Source organism: Hydrogenophaga palleronii NBRC 102513 (genome assembly GCF_001571225.1).
GTDB lineage: Bacteria > Pseudomonadota > Gammaproteobacteria > Burkholderiales > Burkholderiaceae_C > Hydrogenophaga > Hydrogenophaga palleronii.
Window position 1 is genome coordinate 1 of record NZ_BCTJ01000033.1, and the last position, 25,176, is coordinate 25,176.

Annotated in this window: 20 protein-coding genes; 6 read left to right on the forward strand and 14 right to left on the reverse strand. The window is 67.5% G+C overall.

The window, feature by feature from the left end:
• Nucleotides 1-23: 23 nt before the first annotated feature.
• The 3 genes from HPA01S_RS18135 to gcl form a co-directional block, all read right to left on the reverse strand.
• Nucleotides 24-929 (reverse strand): 2-hydroxy-3-oxopropionate reductase, encoded by a 906-nt coding sequence (locus HPA01S_RS18135; RefSeq protein WP_066272185.1) that lies wholly within the window; start codon nt 927-929, stop codon nt 24-26.
• The gene (hyi, locus tag HPA01S_RS18140; RefSeq protein WP_066272186.1) at nt 926-1,744 is read right to left on the reverse strand and encodes a hydroxypyruvate isomerase; all 819 of its coding nucleotides are present in this window, start codon (nt 1,742-1,744) and stop codon (nt 926-928) included. Before hyi ends, HPA01S_RS18135 begins: the two co-directional genes overlap by 4 nt.
• 150 nt (nt 1,745-1,894) lie before the next feature.
• Nucleotides 1,895-3,682, reverse strand: a complete 1,788-nt coding sequence (gcl, locus tag HPA01S_RS18145; RefSeq protein ID WP_066272187.1) for a glyoxylate carboligase — start codon at nt 3,680-3,682, stop codon at nt 1,895-1,897.
• Nucleotides 3,683-3,818: 136 nt separating this feature from the next.
• On the opposite strand from gcl, the gene HPA01S_RS18150 reads away from it, so the two are divergent.
• The gene (locus tag HPA01S_RS18150) at nt 3,819-4,754 is read left to right on the forward strand and encodes a LysR family transcriptional regulator (protein ID WP_066272188.1); all 936 of its coding nucleotides are present in this window, start codon (nt 3,819-3,821) and stop codon (nt 4,752-4,754) included.
• Nucleotides 4,755-4,769: 15 nt separating this feature from the next.
• Here HPA01S_RS18150 and HPA01S_RS18155 read toward each other — a convergent pair whose 3' ends face one another.
• From HPA01S_RS18155 to HPA01S_RS18190, 8 genes are all read right to left on the reverse strand, one after another.
• A complete protein-coding gene (locus HPA01S_RS18155) occupies nt 4,770-6,119 on the reverse strand; it encodes a hypothetical protein (RefSeq protein WP_066272189.1) in 1,350 nt (449 codons plus the stop codon).
• Nucleotides 6,116-6,823, reverse strand: coding sequence for a hypothetical protein (locus tag HPA01S_RS18160; RefSeq protein ID WP_066272190.1), 708 nt, complete (start codon nt 6,821-6,823; stop codon nt 6,116-6,118). Before HPA01S_RS18160 ends, HPA01S_RS18155 begins: the two co-directional genes overlap by 4 nt.
• Nucleotides 6,824-6,919: 96 nt before the next feature.
• The gene (locus HPA01S_RS18165; RefSeq protein ID WP_066272191.1) at nt 6,920-7,639 is read right to left on the reverse strand and encodes an alpha/beta hydrolase; all 720 of its coding nucleotides are present in this window, start codon (nt 7,637-7,639) and stop codon (nt 6,920-6,922) included.
• Between the two features lie 43 nt (nt 7,640-7,682).
• Nucleotides 7,683-8,984: a TRAP transporter large permease gene (locus HPA01S_RS18170; protein ID WP_066272192.1), complete on the reverse strand. Its 1,302-nt coding sequence runs from the start codon at nt 8,982-8,984 to the stop codon at nt 7,683-7,685.
• Nucleotides 8,974-9,480, reverse strand: a complete 507-nt coding sequence (locus HPA01S_RS18175) for a TRAP transporter small permease (protein WP_066272193.1) — start codon at nt 9,478-9,480, stop codon at nt 8,974-8,976. Before HPA01S_RS18175 ends, HPA01S_RS18170 begins: the two co-directional genes overlap by 11 nt.
• Nucleotides 9,480-10,511: a TRAP transporter substrate-binding protein gene (locus HPA01S_RS18180; RefSeq protein WP_066272194.1), complete on the reverse strand. Its 1,032-nt coding sequence runs from the start codon at nt 10,509-10,511 to the stop codon at nt 9,480-9,482. The genes HPA01S_RS18175 and HPA01S_RS18180 overlap by 1 nt, the downstream gene beginning before the upstream one ends.
• 55 nt (nt 10,512-10,566) lie before the next feature.
• Nucleotides 10,567-12,147 carry an indolepyruvate oxidoreductase subunit beta family protein gene (locus tag HPA01S_RS18185; RefSeq protein ID WP_066272195.1) on the reverse strand — a complete coding sequence of 527 codons (1,581 nt, stop codon included), beginning with the start codon at nt 12,145-12,147 and terminating at the stop codon, nt 10,567-10,569.
• A gap of 10 nt (nt 12,148-12,157) precedes the next feature.
• Nucleotides 12,158-14,305, reverse strand: a complete 2,148-nt coding sequence (locus tag HPA01S_RS18190; protein WP_066272196.1) for a thiamine pyrophosphate-dependent enzyme — start codon at nt 14,303-14,305, stop codon at nt 12,158-12,160.
• A 132-nt stretch (nt 14,306-14,437) separates the two neighbouring features.
• On the opposite strand from HPA01S_RS18190, the gene HPA01S_RS18195 reads away from it, so the two are divergent.
• From HPA01S_RS18195 to HPA01S_RS18210, 4 genes are all read left to right on the forward strand, one after another.
• Nucleotides 14,438-15,370: a LysR family transcriptional regulator gene (locus tag HPA01S_RS18195; protein WP_066272197.1), complete on the forward strand. Its 933-nt coding sequence runs from the start codon at nt 14,438-14,440 to the stop codon at nt 15,368-15,370.
• 40 nt (nt 15,371-15,410) lie between these two features.
• A complete protein-coding gene (locus HPA01S_RS18200; protein ID WP_066272198.1) occupies nt 15,411-16,223 on the forward strand; it encodes a 2-keto-4-pentenoate hydratase in 813 nt (270 codons plus the stop codon).
• Nucleotides 16,224-16,326: 103 nt separating this feature from the next.
• Nucleotides 16,327-18,021 (forward strand): AMP-binding protein, encoded by a 1,695-nt coding sequence (locus HPA01S_RS18205; protein WP_066272199.1) that lies wholly within the window; start codon nt 16,327-16,329, stop codon nt 18,019-18,021.
• 25 nt (nt 18,022-18,046) lie between these two features.
• Nucleotides 18,047-19,024, forward strand: a complete 978-nt coding sequence (locus HPA01S_RS18210) for an NAD-dependent epimerase (protein WP_066272200.1) — start codon at nt 18,047-18,049, stop codon at nt 19,022-19,024.
• A gap of 9 nt (nt 19,025-19,033) precedes the next feature.
• Here HPA01S_RS18210 and HPA01S_RS18215 read toward each other — a convergent pair whose 3' ends face one another.
• The 3 genes from HPA01S_RS18215 to HPA01S_RS18225 form a co-directional block, all read right to left on the reverse strand.
• A complete protein-coding gene (locus HPA01S_RS18215; RefSeq protein WP_066272201.1) occupies nt 19,034-19,510 on the reverse strand; it encodes a low molecular weight protein-tyrosine-phosphatase in 477 nt (158 codons plus the stop codon).
• A gap of 110 nt (nt 19,511-19,620) precedes the next feature.
• Nucleotides 19,621-19,932, reverse strand: a complete 312-nt coding sequence (locus HPA01S_RS18220) for an H-NS histone family protein (RefSeq protein ID WP_066272202.1) — start codon at nt 19,930-19,932, stop codon at nt 19,621-19,623.
• Between the two features lie 76 nt (nt 19,933-20,008).
• Complete coding sequence (locus HPA01S_RS18225) at nt 20,009-20,992, reverse strand: RluA family pseudouridine synthase (RefSeq protein WP_066272203.1); 984 nt, start codon at nt 20,990-20,992, stop codon at nt 20,009-20,011.
• Nucleotides 20,993-21,585: 593 nt separating this feature from the next.
• Between HPA01S_RS18225 and HPA01S_RS18230 the strand changes: the two genes are divergently transcribed.
• Nucleotides 21,586-24,780, forward strand: a complete 3,195-nt coding sequence (locus HPA01S_RS18230) for an Rne/Rng family ribonuclease (protein ID WP_066272204.1) — start codon at nt 21,586-21,588, stop codon at nt 24,778-24,780.
• The last annotated feature ends 396 nt before the right edge of the window (nt 24,781-25,176 follow it).

Below are 25,176 nucleotides of genomic sequence, written 5' to 3' on the forward strand. Positions count from 1 at the left end.
AGAGGGAGAGAGAGCAAGCCACCTCAAGATGGTGCAGGCGCAATCTCATGCCCCGCCATACGTTCCAGACTGCGGCACAACGCCGAATGGTCCAACCCCGCATCACCATGCGCCGCACAAGCCTGCATCAGCTGGGCCGCGCTGGCCGTGTGCGGCAGGCTCATGCCCAGCTCACGCGCGCCTTGCAGCGCCAGGTTCAGATCTTTCTGGTGCAGCTCGATGCGGAAACCCGGGTTGAAGGTGCGCTGGACCATGCGTTCACCGTGCACTTCCAGAATGCGGCTGGCCGCGAAGCCGCCCATCAGCGCCTGGCGCACCTTGGCCGGGTCGGCGCCGGCCTTGCTGGCAAACAGCAGGGCTTCGGCCACGGCTTCGATGTTGAGCGCCACGATGATCTGGTTCGCCACCTTGGTGGTCTGTCCGTCGCCGTTGCCGCCGACCAGCGTGATGTTCTTGCCCAGGGCGGCGAACACCGGCTGCGCGCGGTCGAACGCGGCCTGCGGCCCGCCGACCATGATCGTCAGGCTGGCGGCCTTGGCGCCCACCTCGCCGCCGCTCACCGGTGCGTCGAGGTAATCGCAGCCCAGCGCGTTGATCTTCTGCGCGAAGGCCTTGGTCGCCATCGGGCTGATGGAACTCATGTCGATCACCAGCTTGCCCGGGCTGAGGCCCCTGGCCACGCCGGTGTCGCCGAACAGCACGTCTTCCACGTGGGGCGTGTCGGGCACCATGGTGATCACGATGTCGGCGCGTTTGGCCACCTCGCGGGCGTTGGTGCAGACCGTCGCGCCCTCCTCGGCAAACACCGCCGGGATCTTGCTGCGGCTGGCCACGAACAGCTTGTGGCCGGCCTTGCGCAGGTTCAGGGCCATGGGGGTGCCCATGGTGCCCAAGCCGATGAAGCCCACCTTGAGTGCGTCCTGCGTCATGCCGGCTCCCCCTGCAACGCCAGTGACTGGCCGTGCGCCGCGACCCAGGCCAGGCCGCGGTCGGTGCCACCCGGGCTGGCATCGTGCGGTTTGTATTCGCAGCCGATGTGGCCGGTGTAGCCCAGCGCGTCGATGGCGTCGAACAGGTAACGGTAGTGGATCTCGCCGGTGCCAGGTTCGTGGCGGCCGGGTGTGTCGGCCAGCTGCATGTGGGCCATGCGCGGCAGCAGGGCCTTGATGGTGTTGGCCAGTTCGCCTTCCATGCGCTGCGCGTGGTAGATGTCGTATTGAAGGAACAGGTTGTCGGACCCCACTTCGTCCATGAGCGCAATCGCCTGGCGCGGCCGGTTGACGAAGAAGCCGGGCATGTCGAAATGGTTGATCGGTTCGAGCAGCAGGCGCACGCCCTGCCGTTGCGCGGCACCGGCGGCGAAGCGCAGATTGCCCACCAGCGTGGCGCGGGCTTGTGCCTCACTCACACCGGCCGTCGGGATGCCGGCCATGCAGTGCAGTTGGGGCGCGCCCAATGCCGCGGCGTATTGCAAGGCCTGCTCCACACCGGCGCGGAACTCGTCCTCGCGGCCGGGCAGGCAGGCCGTGCCGCGCTCGCCACCGGCCCAGTCACCGGGTGGCATGTTGTGCAGCACCAGTTGCAGCCGGTGCGCCTGCAGGCGCTGCGCGATCTGCCCGGCGGGAACGTCGTAGGGAAACAGGAACTCCACGGCGCTGAAGCCGGCGCGCGCGGCGGCTTCGAAGCGGTCCAGGAACGGCAGCTCGTTCCAGAGCATGGAGAGGTTGGCGGCGAACTTGGGCATCTTTTTCCTTTCAATCACACGTCACGCGGGAGCATGTCCCGCAGCCAACGAAATGGCCCCGTCGAGGAACACCGCGGAACCGGCTTCGCCGGGCCGCAGGTGTTACCCCCTTGAGGGAGTCGCGCGCAGCGCAGCGGGGGTGTCTCCCGCCTAATCGAGGAGACCCACGGTCTCCAGCCCTTGTGGCGCGCGGCAATCGATGGCCTCGAATTCGTTGATCTTGTCGATCTCGGTGCCCATGGCGATGTTGGTGACGCGTTCGAGTATGCATTCCACCACCACCGGCACACGGTGCAGCGCGGCGAGTTGCTGCGCCTCGCGCAGGGCGCCTTGCAACTTCTCGGGGTCGCTCACGCGCAAGGCCTTGCAGCCCAGGCCCTCGACCACCGCCACGTGGTCCACGCCATAGCCGCGCCGCTCACCCGCGCTTTCGTCCAGGTTCTGGTTCTCGAAGGCGAGTTGCACGCAGTGGTCCATGTTGAAACCGCGCTGGCTCTGGCGGATCAGGCCGAGGTAGGCGTTGTTCACCAGCACGTGTACATAAGGCAGGCGGAACTGCGCGCCCACGGCAAGTTCTTCGATGAGGAACTGGAAGTCGTAATCGCCCGAGAGCGCCACCACGCTCTTCGTCGGGTCCGATGCCACGACGCCGAGCGCGGCCGGCATGGTCCAGCCCAGCGGGCCGGCCTGGCCGCAGTTGATCCACTGGCGCGGGCCGTACACGTGCAGGAACTGCGCGCCCGCGATCTGCGACAGGCCGATGGTGCTCACGTAGACCGTGTCGCGGCCGAACACCTGGTTCATCTCTTCGTAGACGCGGTGCGGCTTCATCGGAATCTGCTCGAAGTGTGTCTGCCGCAGCATGAGGCGCTTGCGCTCGGCGCAGCGGCCGGCCCAGTTGGCGTAGCTCGGCCACTGGCCGGCGGCCTTGCGTTCGCGCGCCACCTGCACGAACAACTCCAGCGCGGCCTTCGCGTCGGAGACGATGCCGTAGTCGGGCTCGAACACGCGCCCGATCTGCGTCGGCTCGATGTCCACATGCACGAACTGGCGGCCCTTGGTGTAGACCTCGACCGAGCCGGTGTGGCGGTTCGCCCAGCGGTTGCCGATGCCGAGCACGAAGTCGCTCGCGAGCATCGTGGCATTGCCATAACGATGGCTGGTCTGCAGGCCCACCATGCCGGCCATGAGCGGGTGGTCGTCGGGAATGGTGCCCCAGCCCATGAGCGTGGGTATCACCGGCACACCAGTGAGTTCGGCGAACGCCACCAGCAGATCGGCCGCGTCGGCGTTGATGATGCCGCCGCCGGCCACGATGAGCGGCTTGGTGGACGCGGCCAGCATGTCCAGCGCCTTCTCGATCTGCTTGCGGCTCGCGGCGGGCTTGTAGACCGGCAGCGGTTCGTAGGTGTCGGGGTCGAACTCGATCTGTGCCATCTGCACGTCGAACGGCAGGTCGATCAGCACCGGCCCGGGGCGGCCCGAGCGCATGAGGTGGAAGGCCTGCTGGAACACGCGCGGCACCAGCGCGGGTTCGCGCACCGTCACCGCCCACTTGGTCACCGGCTTGGCGATGCTCTCGATGTCCACCGCCTGGAAGTCTTCCTTGAAGAGCCGCGCGCGTGGCGCCTGGCCGGTGACGCAGAGGATGGGAATGCTGTCGGCCTGCGCCGAGTACAGGCCCGTGATCATGTCGGTGCCGGCCGGCCCGCTGGTGCCGATGCACAGGCCGATGTTGCCGGCGCGGGCGCGCGTGTAGCCCTCGGCCATGTGCGACGCGGCTTCCACGTGGCGCGCCAGGATATGGCCGATGCTGCCGCGCTGGCGCATCGCGGCATAGAACGGGTTGATGGCCGCGCCCGGCACACCGAAGGCCTGCGAGATGCCTTCCTTCTCCAGCACACAGATGGCGGCCTCCGCCGCAGTCATTCGAGCCATGGTGCGATTCCTTACCTGGGTTGATGGACTGGTTGGAATGCTAGGCAGCGCCCCTCCTCTTGTGAATGCCAATGGCGGTACGCCAATTCGATACTTTGGGTATGCAGTGGCTGCGGGCCGGCGTAACATGCCGCCCATGGACCGCTTCAAGGAAATCGAGGCCTTCGTGATGGCGATGGAGCACGGCAGCCTGGCCGCGGCCGCGCTGCACGCGGGCATCACGCCGGTGATGATGGGCCGGCGCCTCGACGCGCTGGAGCGCCGGCTGGGCACGAAACTCATCCACCGCTCCACGCGGCGCCTGGCGCTCACCGAACAGGGCGCGGGTTTTCTCGACGAGTGCCGCACGCTGCTGGCGCAATGGTCGGCCGCCGAGGCCACGGTGTCGGCGCAGAAGCACCGCGCCAGCGGCCACCTGGTGGTCTCGGCGCCGGCGGCCTTCGGGCGGTTGCACGTGGCACCACACGCCAGCGCCTTCCTCAAGGCCAACCCCGAGGTCAAGCTCTCCTTCAACCTCACCGACCGCGTGGTGGACCTGGTGCGCGAGGGCTACGACATGGGCCTGCGCATCGGCGGCGCAATCGACCCGAACTTCGTCGCCATCCAGCTCGCCACCAACCAGCGCGTGGTCTGCGGCACGCCGGCCTACTTCCGCAAACACGGCAAGCCGCGCAGCCTGGACGACCTGAAGCAGCACAACTGCCTGGCCTTCAACCTGCAGGGAGGGCAGCAACGCGGCTGGTATTTCCAGCAAGGTGGCAAGACGGTGACGGTGCGTGTGGAAGGCAACCTGGACTGCAACGACGGCGAGTTGCTGCACCGCTGGGTGAGCGAGGGCCTGGGCCTGGGCTGGCGCTCCACCTGGGAAATTCAGGCGCAGCTGCAGCGCGGGGATCTGGTGACCGTGCTCGACGAGTTCGCCCTGCCCGCCTACGACATCCTCGCGGTCTACCCGCAGCAGCGCCACCTGCCGGCCAAGGTGCGCTTCTTCATCGAGCACCTGAAGAAGGTGTACGCCCGCCCCGGCTACTGGCTGCGCGACGCAGCCGGCGCTCCGCCGGCTTCGCGCTGAACCGGCAACCTCAGCTCAGTCGAGGAAACGCGAGGCCGGTTGATCGCTGCGCTGGCGGTTGCGGATGTCTTTCTCCAGCACCGACTGGGCCGCGGCCATGTCGGGCGCCTGGGCCATGCGGCGCTCGACGCAACGCTCGACCGTCAGCCCGGCCGGGTTGCACGCGCTCTCGCTCGCGCGCAGGCACTGGTTGCGCGCGCTGCGGGCACGCTGTTGCGCACTGCATTCGCGCGCGGTGTCGCCCCAGCGGGTGTCCCAGGCCGCGCGGGCTTCGTCCAGCTCGCGTTCTTCCTGCGCTTGCCGGCGCCGGGAAGCCTCGCGAGCCGCGGCCCGCTCCTGCTCGCAGCGCGCATTGCATGGGCCGCTGTCGCTGCTGGTGAGCACCGGGCCGAGGCGGCGCGATGGTTTGCCGGGCACGGCGCGGCACTGCTCTTCGGCGGGGCCCGCAACCACCGGGCAGGCTTTGACGAGGCAGGCGTTCACCAGCGCCAGCTCCTGGCCACAGGCGGCCTGCGCGTCGCGCCGGAAAGCCTCCACCAGCCGCGCGTGCACGCGCTGCACCTGAGGCTTGTCGGCCGCGCGGTCCAGCGCGTCGCCGTGCAGCAGCCCGGGCCTGGCGTCGGGCTTGGCGTCGGGCTTGGCGTCGAACCTGGTTTCGGCATTGGTGGTGGTTTTGGGTTTCTCCTCGCACCAGTTCGCTTGCGGTGTGGTCTTGCAATGCTGCTCCAGCGCGCGTTCGAGGGCGTCCACGCTGACGGTGGTGCGCGGGCAGATCAACAGCCCGCTGAGCCGCACGCCCTGGCGCATTTCGTCCTTGGCTCGGGCCGGTTCGAGGTGGCTGCGCCCCTTCTCTTCACACCAGGCGGCCGGTGCCGCGCCGCTCTGGCTGCTGCCGTTGATGATGAAGCGGTCCCAGTTCGGGCTGCCCGGCACGTTGAACGACACCTTGCCGTCGGGCCGTGAGGGCGCGCCGGTGTCCACCTCCACCGCCAGCGTGGCGCCCTGCGGGCCCAGGAAGGTGCCGAGGCCGATCACCATCAGCTGGCTGCGCCGCGCGGCCAACGCCACGGCTTGGGGCAGGCGGTCCACCGCGTACACACCCACACCGGTGCTGCTGCGCACCCGCACCGAGTTCAAGGACCAGACCAGGCCGAAGTTGGCGACGGGTTCCCCCATCAGCGCCGACAGCTTCCAGCGCACCTGCACCTGGCCGCAGATTTCCGGCACGGTTTTCGAGTCGGTGTTGAAGCAGGTGGGCACGGCCCGGCCCTCGGGCGGGAAGATGGTGCCCTCGCCGCCCGGCGCCGCGGCGAAAGCAGCGCAGGCGGCGATGCTGCCCAGGCATGTCAGCAGGATTCTTTTCATTCGGGTCCGGTCCTCATCGACTCGCCACTTTCCCGCTGCCAGGACCACGCGACGTAGTCGCGGTCCACCTGTGACGTGGGCAGATGCTTGTCCAGCAAACGGTTGCCTTGCCAGCGCACTTCGCAGGTGGTTCTGTACATGCCACGGTAATTCGGATGGTCGGTGATCACTTCAACGTCGCAATCGCAGTTGATCGCTCGCGCCCGGCGCGAGATCGCGCTCACACGGCCTCGCGCCTGGTCACAGTCGTGTTGGCCCAGTCCCCGCCACCTTGACTGGAACCAGGTCCACGAACGCTCGATTTCGGCCTGCTGCTCCAGCGCCGCACGCTCTGCGGCCAACGCCACCTGCACGCTGGAGTACTGCTGCAAGGCTTCGCTGTAATAGCGGGCTTTGGTGCCCTGCTCGCGCAGGTAGCGCTCCAGCTGTTGCTGGGCGGCTGCGTGCTGGCGCACCGCATGCAGGGCGCGCCCGTAGTGGTACGCAAAGTTGACCGGCATGCGCGCACCGGTGGCTTCGGCATCGCGCAGGGCGGTCGCGACGGTCTTCCAGTCGGCGCCGTCTTGCTTGTCCATCTCGGTCGCGGCGATTTGCAGGAGCCGGTCGGCCTCCATGGCAGGTGGCAGGCCCTGTGCGGCCGCCGCGCCGAGCAGGCACATGCTGAAACTGATGCACAGGGCACGCAACGAACGGATCAAACGCATGGGTATCGGGGAAAGGCATGTGGATCACCCGATGATCACCGACCGCACCGCGCAAGGGAATGGTTCAAATGAACCATGCCCGGCCCTGCGGCAGCCTCAGCCCGCCTGCGTGCCAAGCACCTTCAGCAGCCAGGCGTTGAGGTCGTCGACCTCTTCGCCGCAGACCGAGTGCTCCATCGGGTAGCTGTGCCACTCGACGCCATGGCCCAGGGCCCGCAGCGCCTCGTGCGAAGCGTGCGCGCGGTCGATGGTGACCACGGGGTCGTGCTCGCCGTGCGCGAGGAAGATCGGCACGTCGCGGTTGGCGTCGCTGCGTTCGGCGGCGGTGCTGCCGGCCACCGGCAGATAACCCGACAGGCCCACCAGCCCCGCCAGGCGCTGCGGCGCACGCAGGCCGGCCATGAGCGTCATGGCGCAGCCTTGCGAGAAGCCCATCAGCACGATGCGTTCGGCCGGCACGCCGCGCGCCACCTCACGGTCGATCAGCGCCTGCACCAGCGCCTGCGAGGCGCGCAGGCCGGCGTCGTCTTCGCGGCGCGGCACGGCGGGGTTGTTGCTGGGGGGAAAGATGTCGTACCAGGCGCGCATGGTGTAGCCGCCGTTGATGGTGACCGGGCGCACCGGTGCACTCGGGAACACGAAGCGCACCGGGCCGAGGGCGCCCAGGTTCAGTTCGCGCGCGATGGGCACGAAGTCGTTGCCGTCGGCGCCCAGGCCGTGCAGCACGATGATGGAGGCAACGGGGGTGGCGGCGGCATCGTCGCCGCTCACCATTTCCCGCAGTTCGAGGGTGGAGCTTGTGTGGGTGGTGGTCATGCACGCAGCATAGCGCCGCAGGCGCCCTGCCGCGTGCATCGGGCTATTCGACGAAGCCCGGTAACCACAAGGACAGCGCCGGGAAGGCGCACAGGATGAACAGGCGCACCACGTCCACCGCGATGAAGGGCATGGTGCCCTTGTAGATCGCGCCCAGCGGAACGTCGCGTGCAATCGAGTTGATCACGAACACGTTCATGCCCACCGGCGGGCAGATCATGCCGAAGGTCACCGCCATCACCACGATCACGCCGAACCACACCGGGTCGAAGCCCAGCTGCATCATCGCGGGGAACACGATGGGCACGGTCAGCAGGATCATCGCCAGCTCGTCCATCACCGCACCGAGGATCAGGTAACCCACCATGATCAGCGCCAGCACGCCGTACGGACCGACCGGCAGGTGCACCAGCACCTCGACCGCGTTCTGGGTGAACTGGGTGATGGTGAGGAAGTAGCCGAACAGGTAGGCGCCGACCACGATCAGCATGATGGCCGAGGACACGCGCAGCGCACCGATGGACGCGGCCTTGATCTGCTTCCAGCGCAGACGGCCACGCAGCATGCCGATGGCCAGCGTGCCGATGGCACCGACGCCGGCCGCTTCCTGCACCGTGAACAGGCCGCCGTAGATGCCGCCGAGCACGAACACGAACAGCACCACCACCGCCCACAAGGGCTTGAGCGACGCAAACCGCTCACCCCAGCCGTGGCGTTCGCCGCGTGGCATGGCGTCGGGCCGCAGGCGCGCGACGATGGCCACCACGATGCTGTAGAAGCCGATGGCCATCAGGCCGGGGATGATGCCGGCCGCGAACAGCTTGGTGATGTCGGTCTCGGTCATGATGCCGTACAGCACCAGGATCACCGAGGGCGGGATCATGATGCCCAGCGTGCCACCGGCGGCGATCAGCCCGGCCGCAAAGCCCGGGTGGTAACCGGCGCGCCGCATCTCGGGCAAGGCCACCTGCGTCATGGTGGCGGCGGTGGCGACCGACGAACCGTTGATGGCCGAGAAGCCACCACAGGCCGCAATGGACGCCAGCGCCAGCCCACCCCGCCGATGCCCCAGCCAGGCACGCCCGGCCACGAACAGCTCGGCGCTCATGCCCGAGTGCGAGGCAAACGCCCCCATCAGGATGAACATCGGGATCACGCTCAGGTTGTAGTCGGTCAGCACCGACAGCGGCACGTTGGCCAGCAGGTTCAGCGCCGGCGTGCTGCCCGAGAGCAGCGCGAAGCCACCGACGCCGGCGATGCCCATGGCGACGCCAATCGGCACGCGCACGGCCATCAGGCCGAACATGGCCACAAAGCCCAGCAGGGCCGCGAGATCACGATCCATGTGCGGCCCCCGGAAGCTCGTCTTCCAGCACCTCGGGGCTGGCCGCACGGCCTTGCCACAGGTGCAGCAGGCGCACCAGCGCCAGCAGCGCGGCCATGCTCGCGCCGACGGCAGCAACGCTGTAGAACCACTGCAGCGGCAGCCGCAGGTCCATGGTGCCCTGGCTGCCGGTGCCGCCGACCTTGACCCACACCATCCAGGCCAGCGGCAACAGGAAGGCGGCGGTCAGGCCGGTGGCCAGCAGGTCCATGCGGCGCTTGCCCTTGAGACCCAGGTACTCCCACACGATGTCGACACCGATGTGCGTACCGTAGTAGGTGGCCAGCGCGATACCCCAGAACATGGCGATGCCCTGCAGCATCTGCGTGCCATCGAACCAGTCCGGGATCTGCACGCTGAACAGGTACCGCAGCAGCACGTTGCCTGCCGTCACCAGCGCGATCAGCAGCAGGAAGAGCGCGGCCACCGTTTCGATGGCCGAGAGCAGGCGTTTCATCAATTGCCGCCCTTGCGCGCCGCGAGTTCCTTGCGCAGGTCGTCCAGCGCGGCCTGGCCCTTGTTGCCGGCGGCGTCAGCGGCCTTCACCCATTGCGTGTACACCGGCTCCACGGCCTTCTTCCAGGCGTCGAGCTGCGCCGGCGAGATCGGCACGATGGTGTGGCCGGCGGCTTTCTCCAGCTTGCCCTGGCCCGAGTCTTCCTCGTCGCCCCAGGCGGCACCGACCTTGGCGGCCCAATCGTTGTTGCAGTGGTCGTCGATCACCTTCTTCTGGCCGGCGGCCAGCTTGTCGTACCAGGGCTTGTTCATCACCCACACGAAGTCGGAGGCGTAGAAGCGCATGTCGCTGTGGAACTTGACGGCCTTGTCGATGCCGAAAGACACGATGGAATTCCACGGGAAGGTGATGGCATCGGCCACACCCTTGTCGAGCGCGTCGCGCGCTTCCGGCGCCGACACCTGCACGTTGGTGGCGCCCAGCAGCGTCATGGTCTGCGCCACGGTGCCGTTGGCCGAGCGGATCTTCATGCCCTTCAGCTGACCGGGTTCGGTGATCGGCTTCTTGGCGTGGAAGGTGCCGATGTGCACGTGCGCGAAGCAGAACTTCACGTCCTTCATTTCGGTCGCGGCGTAGGGACGGTACCAGTGGTCGAGCGCGGCCGAGCCGGGGCCGGGCTTGGCCAGCAGGAAGGGCAGTTCACCGGCGGCGATCATCGGGAAACGGCCGGCCTGGTAACCGGGGTTGACCCAGGTCATCTCGGCGATGCCGTCGCGGGCCATGTCGTAGTGGTCGGCGGCCTTGCCGAGCTGCTGCGCCGGGAACAGCGCGACCTTGATGGAGCCCTTGGACGCCGCTTCCACCGACTTCGCCCACGGCTCGAAGCCGAGCTTGGCCAGCGGGTGCGAGGCGGGCAGCCAGTGCGCGAACTTCATTTCAACCGCCTTGTCCTGCGCCTGTGCGCCCAATGCGCCCAACAGCAGCGATGCCACGGCGATGGCGCGCAACGGGAATTGGATGGAATTTTTCATCTTTGTCTCCTGGTTATGTGTTGACGTTTTCAAGGAACTCCGCATGGTGAGGCATTCATGCGCGGGGGGTGATCGTGTTTTCCCGATGTGGCGCTTTCGCGGCCCAGAAAATCGGTTGCGCTTTGGGTGCGCTGGCGCGGTGCACGTCGTTGAGTTTGCCCTCGGGATCGGCCAGCGTGGACTTGAGCGCATCGCGCAAGGCCACACTGCCGGCGTCGGCCGGGCGCTCGCCCGCCAGCACCGGCGCCACCAGCGTGCTCCACAGCCGCGCGTAGTTCTGCCGACCGCGCACCTGCGTGTCGCCATAACCCTTGAGCACCTGCGGCAGGCCCGCGAGGGCGAGCGCAAACGCGGCCGAGCGCGGCAACACCTGCTGCATGGCGTTCAACCACACGGCCAGGGTTTCATGCTCCTGTGCATAACGCAGCGAACGCGGACGCAGCGGGCGCAGCCAGGCCAGGCTGCGCAGCATCAGGTAACCCCACAGGCTGGTGGAGCGGATGTGCAGGCCGACATGAGCCTTCTCCATCCAGCCGCGCCGCGTGGCCAGCGCCACCAGGCGCTCACCGAGCGCACGCGGCAGCACCGCCGCCACTTCGTCAATGCCGGGCTTGAAGTGTTCCGTCACGCGCACGATGTCACCAGGCTTGGCCTGTGCTTCGCTGGCCACGCGCGCATAACGGCTGCGCCGCGTCTTCAGGTCGGCGACGCGGATCACGTCCTCGAAACACATCCACAGCGCGAGGTGGCGCACCGCTTCTTCCAGCGCTTCGACGGAGGCGGGTGTGGACGCGGCCACCAGGCTTTTCACATGGGCCAGGAAGGCCTCCGCATAAGCGTCGTTCTGGTAGTCGCGGCAACGCAGCGCGCCGTGCACGGCCAGCAGCTGGATCGCCACCGGCCAGGGCTGCAGCCGCACCAGCCAGGCGCCGTGCAGGGAGGACGGCAGCTGGGCGTCTTTCAGCACCTGCAGTGCGTCAAGCGACACCGCCGCAGGCGGTATCGGTGGATGCGCGGCGGCGTCGAAGGCGGCGGCAAACCCTGCCAGGCTGGCCTGCACGCCCTTGCCGGATTCGCGGATCACGTCCTCGCAGACACTGCGCGGCCAGGGCAGCACACCGGCGCCGGCGAGCGCACCGAACATCACGGCCGAGATCACGGTGCCGGCCTGGGTGCTCACGGCTTCCATGTCGAACAGCACGGTCTGGCGTGCCAGGGCGCGCGCGGCGTCGATCATGCGCTGCGGGTCCTGCCGGCCATCGGCCATGTGCATCTTCTCCACCGTGGTGTAGACCCGGTGCGTGGAGGACAACAAGGTGGTGCGGCCGGTGACGAAGCCGCGCTCGATCATGCGCGCGGCCTCCAGCAGTTCGCTGGCCACCAGCACGTCCACACGGCCGGCCACCGGCGTCAGGCCGAACACCGGTGTGGCCTTGTCACTCAACGGCTCGCGCATCAGCTCGATGTAATAACTGGTGGCACCGGTGCGCTGCGCCACGCCGGGCACCGAGGTGGCCTGCACCGGCAGGCCGTGGCGGCGCGCGCACTGCACCAGCCAGTCGGCCAGCACACCGCCACCTTCGCCGCCGAGTGCAGCGATCAGGATGCCGTAGGAGTTGTCTTTGAGAAGCGTCATGGGGCGGGCCTCATGCGGGTTGCAGCAGGCCGATGAAGAAACGGTTGAAGCGGTCGGTGAGCCGGTCCCACCAGCTCGGGTGGGTGACGATCTCGATCTTGTGGAACGAGGGGCACAACACGGCGGCATCGGCCACCTCGCCACACAGGCCGCAGCCCACGCAGCCGTTGGTGACGTGCGCCACCGGCTCGCGCCGCAGCGGGTCGTTCGTCGGCTTGACGGTCAGCGTCGGGCAACCGGAGAGGCGGATGCAGGAGTGGTCGCCGGTGCAGGTGTCTTCGTCCACGCCGTAACGCGTGCGCACACTGCGCAGGCCTTCCTTCAGGCGGCGCGCTCGGATCGGCTTCAGGCGGCGCTGGCGCTCCAGCTGGCACTCGCCTTCTGCGATCACCACCTTCAAACCCTGGAACGGCGAGTTGACGGCTTCCTTCAACAGGTCGCGCACCTTGGACACGCGGTAGTTGTGCACTGTCTTGACCCACTTCACGCCCATGCCCTGCAGCGTGTTCTCGATCGTCATCTCGTCGGCGGTGGCGCTGGAGCCTTCGGCCACGCGCTTGGCTTCGGAAGCCGGCGTGGACATGGTCTCCTGCGTGCCGGTGGCCGAGGTGTAGCCGTTCTTCATGATCACCAGCACGCCGTCGCCCTGGTTGAGCAGGGTCGAGCTCACGCCCGAGAGCAGGCCGTTGTGCCAGAAGCCACCGTCGCCCATGATCGCAATCGGGCGTTTGGCCGAGAAGTTCTTCACCGCCGCACTCGACGCCATGCTCATGCCATAACCGAGGATGGAGTTGCCGAAAGAGAACGGCTCGAAGGTGGCGAACGAGTGGCAGCCGATGTCGGTCGAGATGTGCAGCTTGCCGACCTCGCGCTCCACCAGCTTGAGCGCGGCAAACACCGGGCGCTCCGGGCAGCCGGTGCAGAAGTTGGGCGGGCGCGCGGGCACGCCGCCGCCCAGCACCGACAACGCGCGCTCGCGCACCTCGGCCAGTTCGGTGCTGAACCGCTCGGCGGCCGAGATGTCCAGCGCCGGCAGGTGCTGGCCGACGAACGCGGTCAGGCCCTTGAGCAGGATCTCGGCGGTGTACTCGCCGCCCATGGGCAGCAGGTCCTTGCCGTGCAGGCGGGTCTGCAGGTCGGCGCGGCGCAGCTGGGTGGCGATGTCCTGCTCGATGAACTCGGGCTGGCCTTCTTCGATCACCAGCACCGCGCGCTTGCCGGCGCAGAAGGCCGCGATCTGCGAGGGCACCAGCGGATAGACCACGTTGAGCACCAGCATCGGAATCGCGCTCTCGCCGGTGCCGTTGGCCAGGCCGGCCTGCTGCAATGCGCGCAGCGTGGTGTTGTACAGGCCGCCCTGCACGATCAGGCCGACCTCGGCGTGCTGGCCCTCGAAGTGTTCGTTCAGCCCCTGCTCTTCGATGAACTGGCGCGCCGCCGGCATGCGCACCTCGTACTTGTGTTTCTCGTGGATGAAGGTCGAGGGCGGGTGCGAGAGCCGGCCGTAGTCGAAGCCGGCCGCCTGCTGCTGCAGCGCGCGGCTGGAGATGGCGGGCGCGATGTTGTCGCTGGCCTCGAAGCTGCCCTGCACGTGGCAGGCGCGGATGCGCAGCTCCATCATCACCGGCGTGTTGGAGGCTTCGGAGAGTTCGAAGGCCTTCTCGGTCAAACGCACGATGGTCGGCAGGTTGGGCCGCGGGTCGAGCAGCCACAGCGCGGACTTCATCGCGAACGCGTGCGTGCGTTCCTGGATCACGCTGGCGCCTTCGCCGTAGTCTTCACCGACCACGATCAGCGCACCGCCCATCACACCGGGCGACGCCAGGTTGGACAAGGCGTCGGACGCCACGTTGGTGCCCACCACCGACTTCCAGGTCACCGCCCCACGCACCGGGTACATGATGGACGCGGCCAGCATGGCGGCGGCCGAACTCTCGTTGGTGCAGGCCTCGACGTGCACGCCGAGCTCGTCCATGTAGGGCTTGGCCTGCACCATCACGTCCAGCAGGTGCGAGATCGGCGAACCCTGGTAACCACCGACGTAGGTCACGCCGGACTGCAGCAGCGCCTTGGTGACGGCGAGGATGCCTTCGCCGTGGAAGGTCTCGCCCCGGCCCAGTTTGAGCGCTTCAATTTCGGTGTGGAAGGAACGTTCCAATCGTGGGTCTCCTGTCGTTATGCCCGGCAATTTAGGCCGCGCATGCCCATCTTGCAAATGGATAGATCAGATGTGCTGCATTCACGAGATGGATAATCAGTAGCAACCCTTAGACCGTTGCAAGGCCCCGCCATGAACTTCCGGCAACTCGATCTCAACCTGCTGCGCGTGCTCGCCGCGATCCACCGCACCGGTTCGGTGACCGCCGCCGGCAAGGCGCTGTCGCTCTCGCAGCCGGCCACCAGCAACGCGCTGGCGCGGCTGCGCGACTACTTCAAGGACGACCTGTTCGTGCGCTCGCCCGGCGGCCTGCAGCCCACGCGGCTGTGCGAGCGCCTGGCGCCCGAGGTGCAGGCGCAGTTGCAGCTGCTCGAAGCCACGGTGTCGGTGCGCGACGACTTCGACGCCGCGCGCAGCGACATGCGCTGGCGCCTGTCGCTCTCGGACCTGGGCGAGATGATGTTTCTGCCGCCGCTGGCGGCCGCGCTGCGCCAGCATGCGCCGCAGGCGCGCCTGACCAATGTGTCGGTGGCGGCCGAAGACGTGCCGGCCGCGCTGGAGTCGCGCGATATCGACTTTGCCATCGGCATCCTGCAGCCCAACCACCGCGGCGTGCGCACCGACCTGCTGTTCCGTGAGCACTACGTGGCCATGACCTCGTCGCGCTGGCGCCCGGCCAGCGGCAAGGCCGGGCGCACGCTGAGTGCGCGCCAGCTCTCCGAATCGTCTCTGGTGGTGGCCTCGCCCACCGCCACCTTCCACGGCAGCGTGGAGCAGATGCTGCTGCGCATGAAACTCTCCGACCGCATCGTGCTGCGCGCGCGCCACTTCGGCGCCCTGCCCGAGCTGGCGCAGAACACCGACCTGCTGACCATCGTGCCGCAGATGTACGCCAGCAACATCTGCCAGCGGCTCGACATGCGCGTGTGGGAACTGCCGCGCGTGGCGGCGCCGCGTTACGAGGTGCGGCTGGTGTGGCACGCCAGCACCGCGCAGGACCCGGCCCACCAGTGGATCCGCGCCCAGGTGCACCGGCTGTTCGGGCGCGTCCAATCCCCGGCCTGATGCTCGAGCCCGTTGAGAGCCCGTTGACTATGATGGCAGCATGACTCCGCAGAACCTGCTCGACCACCTCGATCAGGGCCGGCTCTGGCCCGCCCCGCTCAGCGCGGACCCCGGCTTCACCCTCGATGCCGCCTACGCAAAACAACTGGCCGTGCGCGCCTTGCGCATCGCGCGCGGCGAACAGGCGCGCGGCTTCAAGGTCGGCTTCACCAACCGCGGCATCTGGCCGCGCTACAACGTCTTCGCGCCGATCTGGGGCACGGTCTGGAACACCACGCTCACGCAGAGCGATGGCCAAGGCCATGAAGAAGGCCAGGTCTCGCTGGCCCGCACCTGCCAGCCGCGCATCGAACCCGAGACCGTCTTCGGCCTCAAGGCCACACCGCCGGCCGTGGCCTCGCTGGAACAGCTGTTCGACGCCATCGACTGGATCGCGCCGGGTTTCGAGATCGTGCAATCGCACCTGCCCGACTGGAAGTTTCTGCCGCCCGACCCGGTGGCCGACGGTTCGCTGCACGCCCACCTGCTGGTCGGCCGGCACACCCCGATCCAGGAACTGGCCAGCGACGCACACGCACTCAACACCCTGCTGGCCGACGCACAGGTGACGCTGAGCAAGAACGGTCGCGCCGTTGAACAAGGCCAGGGCAGCAATGTGCTCGACGGCCCGCTGCACGCATTGAAGCATTTCGTCGAGACCCTGCGCGCCTGCCCGGGTGCCCCCGACTTGCGGCCGGGCGACGTGGTGACCACCGGCACCTGGACCGATGCCTGGCCGGTGCTGCCGGGCGAACGCTGGTCGGCGCACTTCAGCCCACCGCTGTCCAGCCTGGCCGTGGCCTTCACAGACTGAACCAAACGCCAGCCATCCGGCTCCCACCCTGAGAATCCTCTCTACACCGAGCCACAAGCCCTTGATAGATTCCGGCTTCACCTACAACACGGAGACACAACCCATGCCTCAAGTCGCGCCCGAACTGCTGGCCCTTCAACGCCTGTACCACTGGGAAAAAACCTCGCCCGACCGCGTGGCCCTCACGCAGCCCATGGGCTCCGGTGCCGTGCAGGACTTCACCTGGGCCCAGATCGGCGACCAGGTGCGGCGCATGGCCACCTACCTGCAATCACAAGGCTGGGAGCCCGGCTCCAAGGTCGCCATCCTGTCGAAGAACTGCGCCTGGTGGATGATGAGCGACCTCGCCATCTGGATGGCCGGCCACGTGTCGGTGCCGCTGTATCCCACGCTGGCGCCCGAGACGGTGCGCCAGATCCTCACGCACAGCGAGGCCAAGGCCTGCTTCATCGGCAAGCTCGACGGCTGGGAAGGCATGAAGCCCGGCGTGCCGGCCGACATGCCCTGCCTCGCCTACGCCCTGTCGCCGCTGGACGTGATCCAGTCCTGCGAAGGCTGGGAAGCCATCTGCGGTCGCCACGAACCCCTGCAGGGTGAACCCGTGCGCGGCGCCGACGAGCTCGCCACACTGATCTACACCTCCGGCACCACCGGCCTGCCCAAGGGCGTGATGCACAGCTTCGGCAACTTCGCCTGGGCCATCGATTCCGGTGTCAAACGCATCCCGCTGTCGGGCGACGACCGCATGCTGTCCTACCTTCCGCTGGCCCACGTGGTCGAGCGCATGCTGGTCGAACACGGCTGGCTGCGCACCGCCATGCACGTGTACTTTGCCGAGTCGCTCGACACCTTCGCGGCCGACCTGCAACGCGCACGGCCCACCATCTTCTTCTCGGTGCCGCGCCTCTGGGTCAAGTTCCAGCAAGGCATTCACCAGAAGCTGCCGCCGGCCAAGCTCCACCGCCTTCTGGGCATTCCCTTCATTGGTGGCCTGGTGCGCCGCAAGGTCATGAAAGCGCTGGGGCTGGACCAGTGCAAGTTCGCCGCCGGCGGGGCTGCGCCCATGCCGCCGGCGCTGCTGGAGTGGTACGCGAAGCTGGGCCTGCACATCAACGAAGGCTACGGCATGACCGAGAACCTCGCGCTCTCGCACATCACCGAACCCGGCAAGAACCAGTTCGGCACCGTCGGCCCCACCTACGCGGGCGTGCAGCACCGGCTGGACCCGGACACCGGCGAGGTGCAGATGCTCAGCCAGGCGCTGATGCAGGGCTACTACAAGGAGCCCGAGAAAAGCCGCGAGGCCTTCACCGAAGACGGCTGGCTGCGCACCGGCGACAAGGGCGCGATCGACAAGGAAGGCCTGCTGCGCATCACCGGCCGCGTCAAGGATTTGTTCAAGACCGGCAAGGGCAAATACGTGGCGCCGGCGCCGATCGAAGACAAACTGGTGATGCACGAGGCCGTGGAAGCCTGCGTGGTGACCGGCGCCAACCTCGGCCAGCCGATCGGCATCGTGATGCTCAGCGCCGATGCGGCCGCGCGCATCAAGACCGACAGCGCCGCGCGCACGGCGCTCGAGGTGTCGCTGATCGCCCACCTCAAGAGCGTCAACGCCACACTGGACCCGCACGAGCAGATGCAGTGCATCGTGGTCGTGACCACCGCCTGGACGGTCGACAACGACATCATCACGCCCACCTTCAAGGTCAAGCGCAACCGCATCGAAGAGCTGTACGCGCGCCACTACGAAGCCTGGGAAGCCTCGGGCAAGAAGCTGCTCTGGGACAAGGGCTGACACAGCCGGCGGTTACCCTACCGCCATGCACATCCTCCTCACCGGCGCGGCCGGCTTCATCGGTGCGCACACCGCCCAGCGCCTGCTGGCGCGGGGTGACACGGTGCTCGGCATCGACAACCTCAACAGCTACTACGCCGTCGCGCTGAAACAGGCGCGGCTGGCGCCGCTGCTGGCGCAGGCCGGGTTTTCATTCGAGCCACTCGACGTGGCGGACCGCGCGGCCATGGCAGCGCTGTTTGCACGCCAGCGTTTTGACGCCGTGGTGCACCTGGCGGCGCAGGCCGGTGTGCGGTACTCCATCACCCACCCCGAGGCCTACCTCGACAGCAACCTCACCGGCTTCGGCCACATCCTGGAAGGCTGCCGCGCGCAAGGGCTCGGCCATCTGGTCTACGCGTCCAGCTCCAGCGTGTACGGCGGCAACACCAAGATGCCGTTCGAGGAAAGCGATCCGGTGGACCACCCGGTGAGCCTGTACGCGGCAACCAAAAAAGCCAACGAGCTGATGGCGCACACCTACAGCCATCTCTACCGGCTGCCCACCACCGGCCTGCGCTTCTTCACGGTGTACGGCCCCTGGGGCCGGCCCGACATGGCCTACTTCAGCTTCACCCGGGCGGTGCTGGAAGGTCGGCCGATCCAGGTCTTCAACCACGGCCACATGAAGCGCGACTTCACCTACATCGACGACATCGTCGAAGGCCTGCTGCGCGTGCTCGACAAACCCGCCACGGCCGAAAAGGCGGGGGGCGCGCCCTGCCGCGTCTTCAACATCGGCAACCAGGACCCGGTGGCGCTGATGGAGTTCATCGGCTGCATCGAGCAGGCACTGGGCCGCGAGGCGATCAAGGAATTCCTGCCGATGCAGGATGGCGACGTGCCCGCCACCTATGCCAGCACCGAGGCCTTGCAGCGCTGGGTCGGTTTTGCACCATCGACCCCGCTGCAGGACGGCATCCACCGCTTCGTGCGCTGGTACCGCGATTACCACGCGGTCTGAGCCGAGGCCTCAGTTCAGGCTGGCGGCCACGCGGTCCAGCACACCGTCGCTGCCGAGCTCGCACAGGCCGAGCACGTCCTCGAAGACCTGCATGTTGTTGTAGTACGGGTCGGGCACTTCCTGCTCGCCCTCCACGCCCGCGTAGGCCAGGAACAGGTGCAGCTTGTGCTGGTGTTCGGGCGGGCATGCGGCACGCAGGTCGGCCAGGTTGCGCGCGTCCATCGCGAGGATCAGGTCGAACTGTTCGAAGTCTTCCTCGCGCACGCGGCGCGCGCGCTCCTGATCGATCTGGGGATAACCGTGCGCCCGCGCGACCTCGATCGCGCGCGCATCGGCCTTTTCGGTGGCGCGTCCGGCGTAGGTGCCGGCCGAGTCCACAGCAATCGATTCGGCGAGCATGCGCCGGCTGATGCCGGCCTGCATCACGCTGGAAGCCATAGGCGAACGGCAGATGTTGCCCATGCAGACGACAAGAATTCGGAACATACGGATGAGGGTATCAAAGAGAAAGCCCGCACTGGGCGGGCCTTCGAAAGAAAACCCGCTGGGGGCGGGCTTTGTGCACGGAGCGACCCGGGGGCCGTCCGGCTTTGAATTTAGATCAGGTAGCTGTCCAGGCTCTTGCCCGAGGCCAGCACTTCACGCACCCACTCCGGCTTGCGACCCGGGCCCCCGGCCCACAGTTCGCCATTCGGACCACGGTACTTGGCCGGGGCGCTGGATTTGGATTTGCCCGCCTTTTTGGCCACGCCGGCACCCGCGCCGCCCAAATCGGCTGCGGTGATGCCGAATTGTTTCATTTTGGATTTGATGTCCGCAATGACCGCCGAAAGTTCGTCCTTACGCGCTTGCTCAGCCTGTGCCATCAGGCTTTGTGCCTGTGCCATGAGTTCGGAATAACTTGCCATGTGAATAATCCTCTTTTTGAAATGCCTGAATCACCCGTTAAAACGGTTTCTCTGCCAACGACGCAGGGAGCTGATTCTAATGTGCGGCACTCCAGGGCTTCAACTCCAATGGCAATTCAGCCTGCAGTTCGAGGGGTAAATTGGTGACAGGATGTTTCACCCGCAGGCGCCATGCGTGCAGGAACATGCGCTTCAATCCGGCGCGCGCCAATTGCCGGTTGAGTTCGAAATCACCGTATTTGTCGTCGCCGGCAATCGGGCAACCGGCGCTGGCCAGGTGCACCCGGATCTGGTGGGTGCGGCCGGTCTTGATCGTCACCTCCAGCAGGCTGAAGCCGTCTGGCGCCGCGCCAGCGAGCACCGCTGGCGCCGCAAAACGCTGCGCCACCTTCACCAGCGTGACCGAGCGCATGCCGTCCGGGTCGTCCTTGCCCGTCACCCGCACCCGCCGTTCGCCATCCGGCAACAGGTATTTGTGCAGCGGCTGGTCGAGCACTTTCTGGCGTTCCGGCCAGGCGCCCTTGACCAGCGCCAGATAGGTTTTGCCGGTTTCACGCTCGCGGAATTGGTCCTGCAAGGCTTTCAGTGCGCTCTTCTTTTTGGCAATCAACAGCAGGCCGCTGGTTTCGCGGTCGAGGCGATGCACCAATTCGAGGCATTTGGCCTGCGGGCGCGCTTGCCGCATTTGTTCGATGACGCCGAAACTGACACCGCTACCACCGTGCACCGCGACCCCCGCCGGCTTGTCGATTGCCAGAAAGGCCTCGTCTTCGAAAACCAGCGGGAATTCGCGCGGCGGTGCCGGGTTGGCCACCTTCTCCTCCGCCCGTTCGGACAAGCGGATCGGCGGGATGCGCACCACGTCGCCGCTGGCGACACGGTCGTCGACGCCCACCCGGCCCTTGTTCCGGCGCACCTCACCCGAACGGATGATGCGGTAGATGTGTGATTTGGGCACGCCCTTGAGCGTGCGGATGAGGAAGTTGTCCAGACGCTGTCCCGCGGACTCTTCGTCCACCGTGAGGTGTCGGACTTCCCCCGGTGGCAGGGTGCTGGTCATGGATGCGAATTAAGGCCCCCACGGCGGGCGGCGAGCTGACTATAATGCGCCACACCCGTCGTGTGCCGTAAGTGATTGATTTGCCTTGAGTTTAAGGCAGTCACCCAAGGCCAGGGACCGCAGCTTGCAAGGCAAGGCGTCCGGCGGGGTGTTGGTTGCCACCCGCAGCACCCGGGTCTGGCGCCGCTTCCTGAGGCATTCAACGCGAATCCAGGCACGGCACCAGGCAGGCTGACGCCGCGGGCGAATCCGCTGAAGAAACGCGAACCCGAATACGGAATACCCCAATCGCCCAGCCTGCCACACGCAGGCTGGGTGAGGACAAAGTGAAAAACACAGAGAGACTTCCCGGTCCCATGTCGACGACAGCCGTCCGGCCCTCCCTGTTCACCCAACTCCACGCGCCTACGCCCTGACCTGGCGGTTCGACGCGGCACCCCGGTGCCCGCCTGTGTTGAACGCTTTCCCCGCACCGCGGGTCATCGGCTCTCCGGCAATTCCTCCCCTCGTTCGCGCTTTCCGCTGGTTCACGGCAGGTTGGCGCTCGGGCCCCACGGCCTGCGCGTCCTTGTGTTTGAACGAAGGAACGCATCATGAAACGCATGCTGATCAACGCCACGCAGGCCGAAGAGCGCCGGCTGGCGATTGTGGACGGGCAGAAACTGCTCGACTACGAAATCGAAATCGAAGGGCGCGAACAGCGCAAGGGCAACATCTACAAGGCGGTCGTCACCCGCGTCGAACCGTCGCTGGAAGCCTGCTTCGTCGACTACGGCGAAGAGCGCCACGGCTTCCTGCCGTTCAAGGAAATCTCGCGCCAGTACTTCGCGGCGGGTGTGTCGGTCAACCAGGCCCGCATCAACGACGTGATCAAGGAAGGCCAGGAACTGCTGGTCCAGGTTGAAAAAGAAGAGCGCGGCAACAAGGGCGCGGCCCTGACCACCTTCGTGAGCCTGGCCGGCCGCTACGTGGTGCTGATGCCCAACAACCCGCGCGGCGGCGGCGTGAGCCGTCGCATCGAAGGCGAAGACCGCCAGGAACTCAAGCAGGCCCTCGACCAGCTCGAGTACCCCAACGGCATGAGCATCATCGCGCGCACCGCCGGCATCGGCCGCGACGCGCCCGAGCTGCAGTGGGACCTGAACTACCTGCTCAAGCTCTGGAACGCCATCGACGGCGCCGCCAAGGGTGGCAAGGGCGCCTACCTGATCTACCAGGAATCGAGCCTGGTGATCCGCGCCATCCGCGACTACTTCAACAGCGACATCGGCGAGATCCTGATCGACACCGACGACATCTTTGAACAGGCGCACCAGTTCATGAGCCACGTGATGCCCGAGCACGGGCACCGCGTGAAGCGCTACCGCGACGACGCACCGCTGTTCTCGCGCTTCCAGATCGAGCACCAGATCGAAACCGCCTACAGCCGCACGGTCAACCTGCCCTCGGGCGGCGCCATCGTGATCGACCAGACCGAAGCACTGGTCGCGGTGGACGTGAACTCGGCACGCGCCATCAAGGGCGGCGACATCGAAGAAACCGCCACCCGCACCAACCTCGAAGCCGCCGACGAAGTGGCGCGCCAGGCCCGCCTGCGCGACCTCGGTGGCCTGGTGGTGATCGACTTCATCGACATGGAAGAGTCGAAGAACCGCCGCGAAGTGGAAAACCGCCTGCGCGACGCACTGCGCCAGGACCGCGCCCGTGTGCAGTTCGGCGCCATCAGCAAGTTCGGCCTGCTCGAAATGAGCCGCCAGCGCCTCAAGCCCGCGCTCAACGAAGGTGCGTCCATCCCCTGCCCGCGCTGCGGTGGCTCGGGCCACATCCGCGACACCGAAAGCTCGGCGCTACAGATCCTGCGCATCATCCAGGAAGAGTCGCTCAAGGACAGCACGGCCGCCGTGCTGGTGCAGGTGCCGGTCGAAGTGGCCAGCTTCCTGCTCAACGAGAAGCGCACCGAAATCACCAAGATCGAGCTCAAGCAGCGCGTCAGCGTGCTGCTGGTGCCGAACAAGTCGCTCGACACGCCCAACTACAAGCTTGAGCGCCTCAAGCACGACGACCCGCGCCTGGACAACCTCGACGCGAGCTACAAACTGGCCGACGAGGAAGACGACGTGGCCAGCTTCACGCGCCGCAGCCAGGAACGCACCAACAAGCAGGAACCGGTAATCAAGGGCGTGCTGCCCGACGGTCCGGCCCCGGTCGCCGCACCCCGGCCCGAAACGCCGGTGGCACCCGTTGCCGCCAAGCCGGTCGCCGCGACCAAGCCGGTGCAAGCCGCTCCGGCCCCCGTCCCGGCGGAAAAAGGTTTCTTCGGCTGGCTCAAGAGCCTGTTCGCCGCCGATCCCGCTCCGGCCAAGCCGGTGGCACCCGCGCCTGCCGCGGCACCGGCCGCCAAGAGCGGTGGCCGCGAGGAGCGCCAGGAAGGCCGCCGTGAAGGCGGTGGCCGCGGCCGCGGTGGCCGTGGTGGCGCCGAAGGCCGCAACGGTTCGCGTGAAGGCCGTGAAGGTGGTCGCGAAGGCGGCAACCGCAACGGTGGCCGCAACGGCGAAGGCCGCGCGGTCGAGGCCCGTGCCGATGGTGGCCGCGTGGAAGGCCGCAACAACGAGAGCCGCGGCGAAGCCCGTCGGGGTGAAGCGCGTGGCGAAGGCCGTGCCGACAACCGCGGTGAAGGCCGTGGCGAGGGTCGCAACGAAGCGCGCGGTGAAGGCCGCAACAACGAAGGCCGCAGTGGCGAGCCACGCGGTGAAGGCCGCGGCCGCCGCGACGGTGGTCGCCGCGATGCAGCCGTTGCTGCCGCCGAAGGCAACGTCAACGCCTTGCCGCTGGAGAACAACGCGGCAGCCACCGGCGACGCGCCCGAGGCGGTCGAAGGCCAGCAGCCCCGCCGCGAGCCGCGTGAACCGCGCGAGCGCCGCCCACGCGGTGGTGCCGACAACCGCCGCCGCCAGGGTGGCGCCGAAGGCCAGGACGCGCCGCGCGCCGACGCCACCGATGCCCCTGCAGCAGACGCACCTGTCAACACCGAGGGCGTGAACGAAGCCGGTGAAGCACCGCGCGAAGGCGATGCCGAAAACGGTGCACCACGCGGCAACCGCGAGCGCCGTGGCCGCGACCGTTACGGCCGCGACCGCCGCGAACGCGCACCGCGCGAAGGCGTGGCCGAAGGCGAAGATAACGCCAACGCAACCAGCCAGCCCGACGCAGCGCCCGAGCGCAGCACGCCCGTGGCCGATGCGCCAGTGGTGGCCGATGCCCCGTCCCACGACGAAGCCCCGGTGCGCAGTTACTTCAGCATGCCCACCGACAACCCGGTGGCCCTGGTCACGCCGGCGGCGATGACCGCTGCCCTGGCGGAAGAACCCGCTCCGGTGGCCGCACCGGCTCCGGTTGCGGCACCAGTGGCGGCGCCCGCCGCAGAGGCCCCTGTGGCTGCTGCAGCACCAGTGGCCGCTCCGGCCCCGCGCGCCGAAGCGCGTCCTGCGCCAGTGGCTGCTCCCGCGCCCGTGGCACCGGCGCCCGCTGCAGTGGGTCTGCCCAAGGTGCAGGCCTTCCAGCTGTCGATCGACGACCTGCACCAGGTGGCGCAAGCCAGCGGCCTGGAGTGGGTGAACTCCAACCCCGAGAAGGTCGCCCAGGCCCAGGCCGCCATCGCCGCCGAGCCCAAGCCCGTGCACGTGCCGCGCGAGCCGCTGCCGCGCGTGGTGCTGGACGAAGGCCCGCTGGTGCTGGTGGAAACGCGCAAGGACCTGCGCGACATGAAGCTGCCGTTCGAGAACACCTGAACGTAGAGCCCCGGGTCCACCGCCGGTGACGGCGTGGACCCGGGCAACACATCAGGCAAAAAGGCCGGTCGGGAGAGATTCCCGACCGGCCTTTTTCCTTTTGTTCGGGTCTGCCAGAGCGCTGCGGTGCGCCGTTCACAGCGCGGCGTCAACGCCGCAGCGACGGTGCTGGCTCCACCCTAGCAACAGGCTGCCCTCCTCCACACGGCGGCTACCGCCGTCGCATCGCCGCGTTGTTCGGCTCGAGAACAGCAAACGGAGCCCAGGGGTTGGCCGTCGACAACGGCGCGGGCACAGGCAGCACCACAGGCAGTAAAAAGGCCGATCAGGAACACGCCCGATCGGCCTTTTCATATTCCGTCTGCCGCAGCACCGCGAGCGCCCCGCAGCGCAAGG